Origin of the sequence: Kitasatospora sp. NPDC057936 (genome assembly GCF_042887525.1) — a bacterium.
Lineage (GTDB): Bacteria > Actinomycetota > Actinomycetes > Streptomycetales > Streptomycetaceae > Kitasatospora.
On sequence record NZ_JBHVPD010000115.1, the window covers coordinates 1 to 13064 of the forward strand.

The 13064-nt window shown below is 74.3% G+C and carries 12 protein-coding genes and 1 pseudogene; 7 read left to right on the plus strand and 6 right to left on the minus strand.

What is annotated here, in order from left to right; translation table 11 throughout:
• Nucleotides 1-82: 82 nt before the first annotated feature.
• Nucleotides 83-2581: a Tex family protein gene (locus tag ACFVU9_RS39300; protein WP_387601909.1), complete on the minus strand. Its 2499-nt coding sequence runs from the start codon at nucleotides 2579-2581 to the stop codon at nucleotides 83-85.
• Between the two features lie 167 nt (nucleotides 2582-2748).
• On the opposite strand from ACFVU9_RS39300, the gene ACFVU9_RS39305 reads away from it, so the two are divergent.
• Complete coding sequence (locus ACFVU9_RS39305) at nucleotides 2749-3156, plus strand: PPOX class F420-dependent oxidoreductase (protein ID WP_380443469.1); 408 nt, start codon at nucleotides 2749-2751, stop codon at nucleotides 3154-3156.
• A 16-nt stretch (nucleotides 3157-3172) separates the two neighbouring features.
• On the opposite strand, the gene ACFVU9_RS39310 is transcribed toward ACFVU9_RS39305, so the two are convergent.
• Nucleotides 3173-3808: a hypothetical protein gene (locus ACFVU9_RS39310; protein WP_380443470.1), complete on the minus strand. Its 636-nt coding sequence runs from the start codon at nucleotides 3806-3808 to the stop codon at nucleotides 3173-3175.
• Nucleotides 3809-3901: 93 nt separating this feature from the next.
• Here ACFVU9_RS39310 and ACFVU9_RS39315 point away from each other — a divergent pair, with 93 nt between their 5' ends.
• The 3 genes from ACFVU9_RS39315 (at nucleotide 3902) to ACFVU9_RS39325 (ending at nucleotide 5897) form a co-directional block, all read left to right on the plus strand.
• Nucleotides 3902-4801, plus strand: coding sequence for an aminoglycoside phosphotransferase family protein (locus ACFVU9_RS39315; protein WP_380443472.1), 900 nt, complete (start codon nucleotides 3902-3904; stop codon nucleotides 4799-4801).
• Nucleotides 4802-4935: 134 nt separating this feature from the next.
• Nucleotides 4936-5244: a hypothetical protein gene (locus tag ACFVU9_RS39320; protein WP_387601914.1), complete on the plus strand. Its 309-nt coding sequence runs from the start codon at nucleotides 4936-4938 to the stop codon at nucleotides 5242-5244.
• Complete coding sequence (locus ACFVU9_RS39325; protein ID WP_387601917.1) at nucleotides 5241-5897, plus strand: TetR family transcriptional regulator; 657 nt, start codon at nucleotides 5241-5243, stop codon at nucleotides 5895-5897. The genes ACFVU9_RS39320 and ACFVU9_RS39325 overlap by 4 nt, the downstream gene beginning before the upstream one ends.
• On the opposite strand, the gene ACFVU9_RS39330 is transcribed toward ACFVU9_RS39325, so the two are convergent.
• Complete coding sequence (locus ACFVU9_RS39330; RefSeq protein WP_387601920.1) at nucleotides 5894-7948, minus strand: HelD family protein; 2055 nt, start codon at nucleotides 7946-7948, stop codon at nucleotides 5894-5896. The genes ACFVU9_RS39325 and ACFVU9_RS39330 overlap by 4 nt on opposite strands.
• Nucleotides 7949-8090: 142 nt before the next feature.
• On the opposite strand from ACFVU9_RS39330, the gene ACFVU9_RS39335 reads away from it, so the two are divergent.
• Entirely contained in the window at nucleotides 8091-8600 is a 510-nt protein-coding gene (locus ACFVU9_RS39335) for a DUF4240 domain-containing protein (RefSeq protein WP_380443480.1), read from the plus strand.
• Here the strand turns inward: ACFVU9_RS39335 and ACFVU9_RS39340 are convergent.
• Nucleotides 8597-9523, minus strand: coding sequence for a pentapeptide repeat-containing protein (locus ACFVU9_RS39340; RefSeq protein ID WP_387601923.1), 927 nt, complete (start codon nucleotides 9521-9523; stop codon nucleotides 8597-8599). The two genes, ACFVU9_RS39335 and ACFVU9_RS39340, sit on opposite strands and share 4 nt — an antisense overlap.
• Before the next feature lie 219 nt (nucleotides 9524-9742).
• On the opposite strand from ACFVU9_RS39340, the gene ACFVU9_RS39345 reads away from it, so the two are divergent.
• Complete coding sequence (locus ACFVU9_RS39345) at nucleotides 9743-10420, plus strand: GNAT family N-acetyltransferase (protein ID WP_387601926.1); 678 nt, start codon at nucleotides 9743-9745, stop codon at nucleotides 10418-10420.
• A gap of 19 nt (nucleotides 10421-10439) precedes the next feature.
• Here ACFVU9_RS39345 and ACFVU9_RS39350 read toward each other — a convergent pair whose 3' ends face one another.
• Nucleotides 10440-11228, minus strand: coding sequence for an SGNH/GDSL hydrolase family protein (locus ACFVU9_RS39350; RefSeq protein ID WP_387601929.1), 789 nt, complete (start codon nucleotides 11226-11228; stop codon nucleotides 10440-10442).
• 161 nt (nucleotides 11229-11389) lie between these two features.
• A pseudogene (locus ACFVU9_RS39355) lies at nucleotides 11390-11740 on the minus strand (winged helix-turn-helix transcriptional regulator); the annotation flags it as partial.
• 103 nt (nucleotides 11741-11843) lie between these two features.
• Between ACFVU9_RS39355 and ACFVU9_RS39360 the strand changes: the two are divergent.
• On the plus strand, nucleotides 11844-13058 hold the full coding sequence (locus ACFVU9_RS39360) for a pyridoxal phosphate-dependent aminotransferase (RefSeq protein ID WP_380443487.1): 1215 nt from the start codon (nucleotides 11844-11846) through the stop codon (nucleotides 13056-13058).
• Nucleotides 13059-13064 lie beyond the last annotated feature (6 nt).

The window sequence follows — 13064 nt, forward strand, 5'->3', positions numbered from 1 at the left end:
GTGCCCGCCGGCCCCGGCCGTTCCGTGTTCTGCGTACTGCGTACTGCGTTCCGGGCCCTGGGGGCCGGGGGCCGGGTGCCGCTCAGCGCCGCCCGGAGCGGCGGTCGTCGCGCCCGCCCTGACCGCCCGAGCCGCCGGTCAGGCCCGCCCGGCGCAGCGCGTCCGCCATGGCGCTGTTCGCCGGCGGGGTGCTGCCGCCGGAGCCGCCCTGGCCGCCCTGGCCGCGCCGGTCCTGACCGCGGCGGTCGTCGCGGCGCTCGTCCCCGCGGCGGTCCTGGCGCGGCGGGCGGGCCTGCCGGTCGCCGCCGCCTCGGCCGCGCTCGCCGCCCCGATCCCCGCCCCGATCCCCGCCGCGGCCGGGCTCGTCGTCCAGCCGCAGCGTCAGTCCGATCCGCTTGCGCGGGACGTCCACCGAAGTGACCCGGACCTTCACGATGTCGCCCGGCTTGACCACCTCGCGCGGGTCCTTCACGAAGTTCCTCGACAGCGCGGAGACGTGCACCAGGCCGTCCTGGTGGACGCCCACGTCCACGAAGGCGCCGAACGCGGCGACATTGGTGACCACGCCCTCCAGCACCATGCCGACCTCCAGGTCGCCGATCTTGTCGACGCCCTCCTTGAAGACGGCGGTGCGGAACGCCGGGCGCGGGTCGCGGCCCGGCTTGTCCAGCTCGCCGAGGATGTCGGTGACGGTCGGGATGCCGAAGGTGTCGTCGGCGAAGTCCGCCGGGCGCAGCGCGCGCAGCCGCTCGCCGTTGCCGATCAGCTCGCGCAGCTCGCCGCCGGTCGCGGCGAGGATGCGGCGCACCACCGGGTAGGCCTCGGGGTGCACGCTGGAGGCGTCCAGCGGGTCGTCGCCGCCGGGGATGCGCAGGAAGCCCGCGCACTGCTCGAACGCCTTCGGGCCGAGCCGGGCGACGTCCTTGAGCTGCCTGCGGGTGCGGAACGGCCCGTTGGCGTCGCGGTGGGCCACGATGTTGTCGGCGAGCGTGCCGGTGATGCCGGAGACGCGGGTCAGCAGCGGCGCGGAGGCGGTGTTGACGTCCACGCCGACGGCGTTCACGCAGTCCTCGACGACGGCGTCCAGCGAGCGCGAGAGCTTCACTTCGCTCAGGTCGTGCTGGTACTGGCCGACGCCGATCGACTTGGGGTCGATCTTCACGAGTTCGGCGAGCGGGTCCTGGAGGCGGCGGGCGATGGAGACCGCGCCGCGGATGGACACGTCCAGCTCGGGCAGCTCCTGCGAGGCGAACGCGGAGGCCGAGTACACCGAGGCGCCGGCCTCGCTCACCATCGCCTTGGTGAGCCCCAGTTCGGGGTGGCGCCCCAGCAGGTCCTCGGCGAGCTTGTCGGTCTCGCGGGAGGCGGTGCCGTTGCCGATCGCGATCAGGTCCACGCCGTGCTTCTTCGCCAGCGCCGCCAGGGTGGCCAGCGAGGCGTCCCACTTGTTGGCGGGCTGGTGCGGGTAGATCGTGTCGTGCGCCACGACCTTGCCGGTGGCGTCCACCACGGCGACCTTCACGCCGGTGCGGAAGCCCGGGTCCAGGCCCATGGTGGCGCGGGTGCCGGCCGGGGCGGCGAGCAGGAGGTCGCGGAGGTTCGCCGCGAACACCCGCACCGCCTCCTCCTCGGCCTCGGCGCGCAGCCGGGACCGCAGGTCGATGCCGAGCCGCACCAGGACGCGGGTGCGCCAGGCCCAGCGGACGGTGTCGCCGAGCCACCTGTCGGCCGGGCGGCCGTGGTCGGCGATGCCGAAGCGGGCGGCGATGCGCTGCTCGTAGTCGGCCGCGCCGGGCAGGTCGCCCCTGGTGTCGCCGGTCTCGTCGCCGTCCAGCGGGGACAGTTCGAGGTCGAGCACCTCCTCCTTCTCGCCGCGCAGCATCGCGAGGATGCGGTGCGAGGGGAGCCTGGTGTAGGGCTCGGCGAAGTCGAAGTAGTCGGCGAACTTGGCGCCGTCCTGCTCCTTGCCGTCCCGCACCCGGGCGACCAGCCGGCCGCGGGTCCACATCCGCTCGCGCAGCGAGCCGACCAGGTCGGCGTCCTCGCCGAAGCGCTCGACCAGGATCGCGCGGGCGCCCTCCAGGGCCGCGCTCCCGTCCGCCACGGCCTCGTTGAGGTAGCCGGCGGCCAGCGCGGCCGGGTCCTGGGAGGGGTCGGCGAGCAGGGTGTCGGCGAGCGGCTCCAGGCCGGCCTCGCGGGCGATCTGCGCCTTGGTGCGCCGCTTCGGCTTGAACGGCAGGTAGATGTCCTCCAGGCGGGCCTTGGAGTCGGCCGCGAGGACCTGCGCGCGCAGCGCGTCGTCCAGCTTGCCCTGGGCCTCGATCGACTCCAGGACGGCGGTGCGGCGCTCCTCCAGTTCGCGCAGGTAGCGCAGCCGCTCCTCCAGCGTGCGCAGCTGCGCGTCGTCGAGGGAGCCGGTGGCCTCCTTGCGGTATCGGGCGACGAACGGGACGGTCGCGCCGCCGTCGAGCAGGTCGACGGCGGCCGTCACCTGCCCGTCGCGCACGCCCAGTTCCTCGGCGATCTTCCGCTCGATCGCCCGCTGGGCCCGCCGGGACTGCTCATCGACTGGCGTGGTCACGAAGCCGGTCACCTTCTCCTTCAGTGCGTTCGCCGTACGCCCTGCATTCTGGCAGGTGCCGCGGACGGCTCCCGGCCGCACCCGGGGCGGCCGGGCGTGGCGGGTGCGCCGCCCGGCTCCAACCGGGCTTGAGCGGTGCTCCGTTGCGCGCCCCTACGGTGGCGGGCATGGACACCTCCCCTTCGCTGGAGGCGGGGCGTGCCGCGCGGCTCGACCGGCTCGCCTCCGCCAAGTACCTGCTGTTCACGACCTTCCGGCGGGACGGCACCGGCGTGCCGACGCCGGTGTGGGTCGCCCGGGACGGCGACGCGCTCGTCTTCACCACCGTCACCCGCACCGGCAAGGTCAAGCGGCTGCGCCGGCGCACCGACGTCCTGGTCGGGCCGTGCGACATCCGCGGCACCCTGCTCGGCGAGCAGGTCCCGGCCACCGCCGTGCTCGACGCCGCCCGGGCGCCCGCGTACCGGAAGCTGCTGCGCCGCAAGTACGGCCCGCTGTGCGCGGTCGCGCTGGCGGCCAACGTGGTCCGGTTCGGCCGGGGCGGCACGGTCGGGGTGCGGGTGACGCTCGGCTGAGGCCGGCCGGCGCACGTCAGCCGTCGAGGTGGAGCTCCCGGCTCGGCCGGCCGTCGGCGGCGAGGTCGATCGTGACGGTCCCGGTGTCGGTGTCGACCTGGATCCGGTCCGGGCCCGACCAGCGGACGGCGCGGTCGTACGGGTCGTGGGGGCCCTGGGCGAGGACCAGCCACCGGCGGGTGGTCAGCCCGGTCCCCTCGTCGACGTAGTACGCCGTGGTGGAGTCGAGCGCCCAGCCCGTCTCCTCCTGCACGATCTTCCGGTCGGTGCGGCCCGGCGCCTCCTGGGTGCCCTTCACGACCGTGGAGGTCGCGAGGAAGAGCCAGAGCATCATCGTCCCGGCCGCCAGCAGTGTGACGGCGGTGGTGAGCAGGATCCGGAGCCACATCCACCAAGGAACGTTGAGCACCGCGACGAACAGGGCCGGGATCGCCAGGGTCCAGAGCAGCAACGGCCGGTCGAACCACTGCTGCAGCACGAGGTAGCCGCCCGAGCGGCTGTTGTAGTGCCCGGTCACGCCCAGGAGCAGCAGGACGGCCAGGACGGCGAACGCGGCCCGGAACGCCCAGCGCTCGAAAGCCGTCCACTCGATGCTGCGTCTGCCCGTAGGCCGGGCGGGCCGGCCGTCCGCCTGCCCCCGTGTGGTGATCATCGCGCCAGCGTAGTGATCTGATGATCCGAATTTGTCACAGCAGTTCGATGATCCGGCTGCTGGCCGCACGGGCCGCGCTGTACGCTGCCGGGCATGTGCGCTGCCGTCAGGATGCACCCCGACGAACCGGACATCACCACAGCCCTGGTGCGGCGGCTGCTCTCCGCCCAGTTCCCGCAGTGGGCCGGCCTGCCCATCCGCCCGGTCGTCTCCGCCGGGACGGACAACGCGATGTTCCGGCTCGGCCCGGACCTCGCCGTCCGCCTCCCCCGGGTCGGCTGGGCCGCGGACGGCGTCGGCCGCGAACAGTACTGGCTGCCGCGGCTCGCCCCGCACCTGCCGCAGCCGATCCCCGCGCCGGTAGCCCTCGGCCGGCCCGCCGCCGGCTACCCGTGGGAGTGGTCGGTGGTCCGCTGGCTCGACGGCGTGAACCCGGCCGTCGGCGCCCTCGCCGCACCGCTCCGACTCGCCCGCGACCTGGCCGCGTTCATCACCGGCCTGAGATCCGCCGACCCGGCCGGCGGACCGCCCGCGGCCCGCGGGGTCCCGCTCGCCGCCCGTGACGGCGCGACCCGCGCGGCGCTCGCCCGGCTCACCGGCACGATCGACACCGCGAGCGCGACGGCCCTGTGGGACAAGGCCCTGCGCCTGCCCGACCACACCGGCCCGGCCACCTGGATGCACGGCGACCTCTCCCCCGGCAACCTCCTGCTCGCCCCCACCGGAGGGCTCGGCGCGGTCATCGACTTCGGCCTGATGGGCGTCGGCGACCCCACCGTCGACGTCATCGCCGCGTGGACCGTCCTGCCCGCCCAGGCCCGCGGCACCTTCCGCACCGCCCTCGGCGCCGACGACGCCATGTGGGCCCGCGCCCGCGCCTGGGCCCTGTCCATCGCCCTCATCGCGATCCCGTACTACCGGCACACCAACCCCACCCTGACCGCCGCCGCCCGCCACGTCGTTCGCGAGGTCCTCGCCGACCGCACCGCCTGATCCGGCCCCTCCACGCGGTAGCGGTTCTGTCGCTCCTACTGCCCGCACAGGACGCCGTTGCTATGGCGTGCTGCCGCCAACCCGCTTTACGGAAAGCGGAGTTGGCGCCTGCCTGCCATAGGGGGGAGCGCACCGTGGCGCTGTTCAAGGACGTCATCCAGGTCAGAGTCAGCAAGCCCGTGCCGTGGGTGGACGCGGACGCCTACCCCCTGCACAACATCGCCGGCGCCCGGCGGATCGAGACCCGGCGCCAGTGGTGGAAGGCGAGTCCGTGCGCCGGATCCTGGAGTCCCAGAGCTCCTGACACTCCAGACCGGGTCAGAAACCTTCCCCGGTCAAGCTTGGCTGCTAGCCTGGTTGGCATGAGCGAGCGATGCGAGCGAACAGTCAAGAGGTGCGTGTTCCGCGAAGCGACCGCCGAGCGCAGCGAGGTGGGCGCATGAGCGGACTGCGGGAGCTGAAGAAGGAACGGACGCGGCGGGCGATCTCGGAGGCGGCGATCGCACTGTTCCTGGAGCACGGGTTCGACCGGGTGTCGGTGGCCGACGTGGCCGCGGCGGCCGAGGTGTCGAAGCCGACGCTGTTCAGCTACTTCCCGTCCAAGGAGGACCTGGTCGTCCACCGCTTCGCCGACCACCAGGACCAGGCCGCCGACGTGGTCCGCGGCCGGGCTCCGGGCGAGACGGCGATCGGTGCGCTGCACCGGGACTTCGTGGCCGGGCTTGACCGGCGCGACCCGATCACCGGACTCAACGACCACCCCGCCGTGCTGGCGTTCAACCGGCTCGTCCGCTCGACCCCGGGCCTGGTGGCCCGCGGCGCCCAGTACCTCGCGCGGGCCGAGGAGTCCCTGGCCGAGGCCCTGCGCGAGGACTCGGACGCCACCCCGCCCCGCGTGCTCTCGGCGCGGCTCCTGGCCGCCCAGCTCACCGCGACCCGGCGCGTCCTCGCCGAGCACAACCACCACCGCATCGCCGAGGACGGCCAGAGCGCCGACGAGCTCCACTTCGAGGCCGTCGGCGACGCCGACCGCGCCTTCGAACTCCTGGAGCACGGCTGGGCCCGGGCTGCCGGCCCCGGGCGCCCGATCCGCTAACCGCCCGCCCGCATGGCCTCCGGCAGCGGGCGGGCGTGCAGCACGTCGAGGCGGGAGACGGCCCGGGTGAGCGCCACGTAGAGGCGGTGCAGGCCACGCGGTTCGGCGTCGACGATCGCGGCGGGCTCCAGGACGATCACGTGGTCGTACTCGAGTCCCTTGGCCAGCGAGGCGGGCAGTACGGTGAGCCGGGCCGCCCCGCCGACCCCGTCCGCGGTCGCCGCCGGCAGCCCGGCCGCCGCCAGCGCCTCCGCCGTCCGTGCCACTGCGGCATCCGCCGCGATCACGGCCACCGAGCCCTCGCGACCGAGCGCCTCGCGGACGATGTCGGCCACTTCCTCTTCCACGTCCCCCACGTGACGGACCGTCACTTCTCCACCCGCCCGCAGCGAAACCGCCGGCGGCACGTCCACGCCGAGCGCACCCAGCACCCGGTTGGCGAGTTCCATCACCGCCGCCGGGACGCGGAATCCCGTCGTCAGCGGCACCACCGCCGCCCGCGGCTTGCCGAGGTGGGCCAGCTGCTCGGGCCAACTCCGCGCCGCCCCGGGCGTGGTGGACTGCGCGAGGTCGCCGAGCACGGTGAGCGAGCCGAAGCCGCTGCGCCGGGCGATCGCCCTGCACTGCATGGGCGAGAGGTCCTGCGCCTCGTCGACGACGACGTGCCCGAACCCGTCCGGCCGCTCGATCAGGCCCGCGACCTCGTCCAGCAGGAACAGGTCCTGCGCCGACCAGGCCGCGCTCCGCTCCGAACGCGGCGGGCGCCGCCACCGGATCGCCGCCTGCTCGTCCGCGTCCAGCAGGCCGGCCGCGGCCGCCGCCAACACCACGGGATCGCCGAGCAGTTCGGCCACCACGAGCTCCGGGCGGACGGCCGGCCACACCGCGTCCAGGAACTCCTTCACCGGACGGCAGCGCCCGATCCGCGCCTCCCACGTCCCGCTGCGGACGCCGGTGCGCCGCTCGGCCCGGTCCCGCAGCGCCGCCACCACCCGGGTGCGCAGGTGCCCACGCCCGATCGCGTACGGCACGCCCTGCCCGCGCACCTCCGCGACCATCGATTCCAGCGCCTCCCCCGGGATCAGCCAGCGGTACGAGCCCTCCGTGACGACCACCGGCTCGGCGCCCGCCGCCCGGACCCTGGCGTACAGGGCGCGCTCCAGGACGGCGGCCATCCGGGCGTCCTGCTTGACGGCCGCGGCGCGCGTGTCGTCCTCGCCGCGCACCGGGTGGGTGGCGACCAGGTCCTCCGCGGTGCACTGGGCGACGTCGATCTCGCCGAGCGCGGGCAGGACTTCGGCGATGTAGCGCAGGAACGCCCGGTTGGGCCCGATCACCAGCAGGCCCGAGCGCCGGATGCGCTGCGGGTGGGTGTAGAGCAGGTACGCGGCGCGGTGCAGGCCGACGGCGGTCTTGCCGCTGCCGGGGGCACCCTGCACGCACACCGACTCGGCCAGCCCGCCGCGCACCAGTGCGTCCTGCTCGGGCTGGATGGTTGCGACGATGTCCCGCATCGGCCCGGTCCGGGGGCGCTCGATCTCCGCGGCCAGGATGCCGCCTGGGGCATCGGCGGGCGGCCCGCCGAGCCGCTCGTCCTCCAGGCCGGTCAGGTCCTCCGGCGCCCCGGGGCTCGTCGGCGCCCAGCCGAACCGGCGGCGCCCGGCCAGGCCGAGCGGGTCGTGCGGGCCGGCCTGGTAGAAGACCCGGGAGACCGGGGCCCGCCAGTCGACCACCAGCGGCGGCACGGTCGGGTCCTCGGAGATCCGGCGGCGGCCCACGTAGTAGCGCTGCCGTCGGTGCTCACCGGCCTCGGGGACGTCGCCGAACTCCAGCCGGCCGAAGAACGCCGGGCTGTCCGGCAGGTCCGCCATCCGCCGGGCCCGGGTGCGCAGGTAGCGGCCGAGCGCTTCGGCGCTCGCGCCGTCGCCGGACACATCCTCGCCCGCGATCACCTGATACCCGGCGTCGTCCACCTGCCGCGCGAGCGCCTCCCGGCACCGGGCGACGTGGGCCCGCTCCCGCGCCAGCTCGCCGTCGATTCCCGCCACCATGCCGCGACCTCCCGACCGTCGTTCCCGCACACTGGACCACCAGCATAACTGAACTCGGTAAAGAATCTACTCGGGTAAGAATCATGCCCCGGTTGCACTATGGGGGAATCGCGTGTCAGTGGCATGCGACAAGGTGGGTCGCATGCGGAACGAGAACGCGCACGACGAACTGCCGGTCATGACCTGGGACCGGTTCTGGGAGCTGGTCGGCACGCTGGGCGGGCCGGCCGTCCTGGAGAGGTGCGACCACCTGGAGGAGGCGTGCGAGGGCCTTGCGCAGCGGCTCGCGCTCGGGCCGGTCGAGGAAATCACCGGCTTCGGGGAGCGGCTGGCCGAGGCGCTGTACCGCTTGGACCGCGCGGAGTTCGGACGGCTGCCGGTCCAGGACGCCGAGGCGCCGCACGACTGGCAGACCGACGACCACTTCCTCTACACCCGCGCCGCCGTGGTGACGGCCGGACGGGAGGTCTACGAAGGAGTCTTCGGCCACCCCGAGCGGTTCGCGCCGTACACCGCGCTCCAGGCGGAGGAGCTGCTGTACGTCCACGAGGAGGCGTACGAGGCGGCCACCGGCGAGGAGTGGGACTTCCTGACCCGCTACGACTACGAGTCGTGCTCCAACGCCGAGGGCTGGCCGGACCTCCGAAGCTAGCGCCGACGCGGGCGGCCGCCACCGGCCCGGCCGCCGCTGCGCGGCTTGCGCGGGGCACCCTGCCGGGCGGCCTCCGCCGGGGCCGTGTCGGGCCAGTGGGCCGGGCGGGTCAGGCCGGCGGGGAGGCGGGTGGTCGCGTCGCCGCGGGCGGCGTTGAGCTGGGCCTGGGTGAGGAAGAGGGCCTCGGTGAGGTCGGCGCCCGCCAGGTTGGCGTCGCGCAGGTCGGCGCCGATCAGGTCGGCGAGCCGCAGGTCGGCCCCGCCCAGGTCGGCGGCGACTAGCAGCGCCCCGCGGAGGTTCGCGCCGCGCAGGTCGGCGCCGCGCAGCCGGGCGCCGAAGAGGTCGGCGCCGCGGTGCTCGCGGCGGCGCGGGACGGCGGCGCGGACGTGCTCGCTCGCCCGCAGCAGCAGTTCGCTGACGCGCTGCCGGTGCGCGTTCGCGTCGACGGCGAGGACCTCCTGCGGAGTGCCGCCGGCGAGCCGGTCGGTGGCCTCCAGGGCCTCCCGCAGCTCGGGGTGGACGGCGCGGGCGGCGTCGAAGCCGAGCGCCTCGCCGAGGTACGCCATGAGCTCGTGCAGCTGCCGCACGACCGGGAAGACGTCGAACATCTCCCGCGCGCTCGCCGGCTCCTCCCGCCAGCTGCGCCCGCCGTACGTGACCTGCGAGACGCGCTGGCCGGCGCCGAAGCAGTCGTAGACGGTGCAGCCCTGGAAGCCGGTGTCGCGCAGGCGCGCGTGGATCCCGCAGGTGAAGTCGGTCTGGAGGTTGCGGCACGGGGTGCCGGCGGCCTTGTCGACCGCGAAGTCGGCGCCCGCGGCGAACGGGAGGGCGACGCAGCAGAGCCCGAAGCAGCTGGTGCAGTCGGACCGGAGTTCGACCGGCAGCGATCCGCCGTTGCCGCCCACCTCACTGAGCTCGCTCATGCGCCCACCTCGCTGCGCTCGGCAGCCGCTTCGCGCAACACGCACCTCTCAATGGTTCGCTCGCTGCGCTCGCCCACGTGTCGTCGTCCTTCCGGCCTGGGCGCACCGAATCGTTCCGGTGCGTCGAACCCGCCAAGCCTACTGCGCCCCTGGCCTCGCCCCTCCCCCAGATGTAAGGTATGCATCACATATTCACCTATTACCAACGGGGGTACACCGATGCGGAACCAGGACCCGGACACCACGGAACTCGTCCGCCGCTGGATCTCCGGCTGGGTCGTCTCCCGGGGCGCCGCCGAACCCGCCCCCGCGCCGTGGGGCTGGAGCATCGACGTCGGGGCCCCGACCGGCGAGGTCGCACGGCGCGTGCTGCCGCACCCCGCCGAGGACGACGTCCGCGAGATCGCCGGGGCGACGACGGCCCCGGGCACCTGGCTCAAGCTGTTCGCTCCCCCCTCCCCGTACCCCCCCTGGGTGGGCCCGGACCGGGGGCGGCCCGTGCGGGGCTTCTTGTTCAGCTTGCCGCTCGGCGGCGCGGGGGGCCCCGCGCCGCCGGCCGGCTACACCGTCACCACGTGGATCCGCGGCGGCGTCGTCCGCACGCTGGTCCGCACCTCGACCGGCCACCTCGCCGCCCGGGGGCAGGCGGGCCTGGCGGGCCCGGTCGCCGTGCCGGACCAGATCGTCACGTCCCCCGACCACCGCCGCCGGGGCCTCGGCAGCATCGTGATGGGCACGCTCCAGCACGCCGCCCGCGAGGCCGGTGCCGAACAGGCCGTCCTGGTCGGCACCACCGACGGCCGCGCGCTGTACTCGGCGCTCGGCTGGACGGTCCACTCCCCGATGGCGAGCCTCGTCCTGGAGCCGGAGGCACGGGAGCGCGGCGCTCAGCGGTAGGCCGGCAGTAGGGCAGCGGTCAGCGGTAGGGCAGCAGCTCCGGCCGCTTCGGCGGGCGGCCGTCGCCGGAGGAGCGGCCGGTGAGGCGGCGGCCGATCCACGGGCCGAGGTGGGAGCCGATCCAGCGGGCGTCGGCGCCGAGCTTCTCGGCACGGCCGCGCGGGGCGGCGGGCGGCAGCGGGGCGCGCCAGTCGAAGCCGGCGGGGCGGCCGAGCGCCTCCAGGACGGCGGCGGCCACCCGGCGGTGCCCCTCGGGCGAGAGGTGCAGGCGGTCCTCGGCCCAGAGCCGGCGGTCGTCGAAGCAGGGTGCGGAGAAGAGGTCGACCACGGCGATGCCGTCGTCCTGGCCGAGCTCGTGCACGAAGGCCTTCATCCGCAGGATCGCGGGCAGCAGCCGGGCGCCGCCGGCCATCGTGGGGGTGGGGGGGGGGGTGGTTAACTTCACGCGGGTGGCCCCGCCGGCCCGCAGGCCGGCGGCGCAGCGGCCGAGCAGCCGCTCGACCTCGGCGATGTCGCAGCCGGGGCGCAGCACGTCGTTGAGGCCGCCGGCGAGGGTGACGAGGTCGGCGCCCATCCCGGCCGCGACGGCGAGCTGTTCGTCGTGGATCTGGCCGATGAGCTTGCCGCGGACGGCGAGGTTGGCGTAGCGGAAGGCGTCGGCGCCGGGCGCTTCGGCCGGTTCGTCCGCGAGCGCGGCGGCGACCCGGTCGGCCCAGCCGCGGTAGTGGCCGTCGGGCATGAGGTCGTCGCACATGCCTTCGGTGAAGGAGTCCCCGACGGCGACGTAACTGCGGTACGTGGTGGGCACGGGCGCTCTCCGCTCTCCTCCGACTGCTCCGTGGTCCGACGATCGTACGCATGGACCGGAGCGGCGCCGTCCGCCACCCCCCGTCAGCCGGCGCCGTCCACCGCCCCCCGTCAGCCGGTGGCGGCCGCGACCACGTCGACGGCCTCCGGCGCCCCCGTGACCCAGTGCTCCCGCACCGCGTCCGTCGGCCGCTGCTCGCCGAGGGCCGGCAGGCCCCACTCGCCCAACGCCTCGATGACGCGGCGCAGTTCGCGGCCGCGCCCGGTGAGCTCGTAGACCGTGGCGCTGGCGGGCGGTTCGAGCCGGCGGCGCAGCACGAGGCCCTCGCCCTCCAGCTGCTTGAGCCGGGCGGCGAGGATGTCGGTGGAGACGCCGGGCAGGTCGGCGTGCAGGTCGGTGTAGCGACGCGGGCCGCGGAGGAGTTCACGGACGATCAGGAGACTCCAGCGCTCCCCCACCGCGTCCAGGGCGCGGGCGACGGCGCAGTACTGGTCGTAGCTTCGGCGTGACATGTGGATCAGCATAGCCAAAAGGTTGGACTTTCCAAGTGCTTACTTGGTAGAACAAAGCTGCAGAGCGCGAACGGGGTGTGACCGTAACGGTCGGGAGGCCGCAGTGGAGTTTCGGCAGTCCAGCAAGCTGAATGACGTGTGCTACGAGATCCGCGGCCCGGTGGTCGACCAGGCCAACGCGCTGGAAGAAGCCGGGCACAGCGTCCTGCGGCTGAACACCGGCAACCCGGCGCCGTTCGGCTTCGAGGCGCCCGAGGAGATCATCCAGGACATCATCCGCAACCTCCCGAAGGCGCACGGGTACAGCGACTCGCGCGGCATCCTGCCCGCCCGCCGCGCGGTGGTGCAGTACTACCAGCAGCGCGGGGTGCAGGGCGTCGACGTCAACGACGTCTACCTCGGCAACGGCGTCTCCGAGCTGATCCAGATGGCCGTCACGGCGCTCGTCGACGACGGCGACGAGGTGCTCGTCCCGATGCCGGACTACCCGCTGTGGACGGCCGTGGTGCGGCTGGCCGGCGGCAAGGCCGTCCACTACCTGTGCGACGAGGGGGCCGACTGGTACCCGAGCCTGGAGGACATCGCCGCCAAGATCACCGCCCGCACCAAGGCGATCGTGGTCATCAACCCCAACAACCCGACCGGCGCGGTGTACCCGAAGGAGCTCCTGGAGGGCATCCTCGACCTCGCCCGGCGCCACCAGCTGATGGTCCTGGCCGACGAGATCTACGACAAGATCCTCTACGACGACACCGAGCACCACTGCCTGGCCGCGCTCGCCGACGACGTCCTCACCCTGACGTTCAACGGCCTGTCCAAGGCCTACCGGGTGGCCGGCTTCCGCAGCGGCTGGCTGGTCGTCTCCGGGCCCAAGCAGCACGCCACGGACTACCTGGAGGGCCTGACGATGCTCTCCGGCATGCGGCTGTGCCCCAACGTGCCCGCGCAGTTCGCCGTCCAGGCCGCGCTCGGCGGCCACCAGTCCATCAACGACCTCGTGCTGCCCGGCGGCCGGCTCACCGAGCAGCGGGACGTCGCGTTCAAGGCGCTCAACGAGATCCCGGGCGTCAGCTGCGTCAAGCCCAAGGGCGCGCTGTACGCGTTCGCCCGGCTGGACCCGGCGGTGCACAAGATCGTCGACGACGAGCAGTTCGTGCTGGACCTGCTGCTCCGCGAGAAGATCCACGTCGTCCAGGGCACCGGCTTCAACTGGCCCCGCCCGGACCACTTCCGCTTCGTCACCCTCCCCCGGGCCGACGACCTGGAGACGGCGATCAACCGCATCGGGCGCTTCCTGGCGACGTACCGGCAGGTCTGAGCGCAC

Coding starts and splice junctions, on each gene's coding strand:
- ACFVU9_RS39305 (WP_380443469.1), top strand. CDS start 2,749: ATGGACACCTCCCCTTCGCTGGAGGCGGGGCGTGCCGCGCGGCTCGAC.
- ACFVU9_RS39310 (WP_380443470.1), bottom strand. CDS start 3,808: ATGATCACCACACGGGGGCAGGCGGACGGCCGGCCCGCCCGGCCTACG.
- ACFVU9_RS39315 (WP_380443472.1), top strand. CDS start 3,902: ATGTGCGCTGCCGTCAGGATGCACCCCGACGAACCGGACATCACCACA.
- ACFVU9_RS39325 (WP_387601917.1), top strand. CDS start 5,241: ATGAGCGGACTGCGGGAGCTGAAGAAGGAACGGACGCGGCGGGCGATC.
- ACFVU9_RS39330 (WP_387601920.1), bottom strand. CDS start 7,948: ATGGTGGCGGGAATCGACGGCGAGCTGGCGCGGGAGCGGGCCCACGTC.
- ACFVU9_RS39335 (WP_380443480.1), top strand. CDS start 8,091: ATGCGGAACGAGAACGCGCACGACGAACTGCCGGTCATGACCTGGGAC.
- ACFVU9_RS39340 (WP_387601923.1), bottom strand. CDS start 9,523: ATGAGCGAGCTCAGTGAGGTGGGCGGCAACGGCGGATCGCTGCCGGTC.
- ACFVU9_RS39345 (WP_387601926.1), top strand. CDS start 9,743: ATGCGGAACCAGGACCCGGACACCACGGAACTCGTCCGCCGCTGGATC.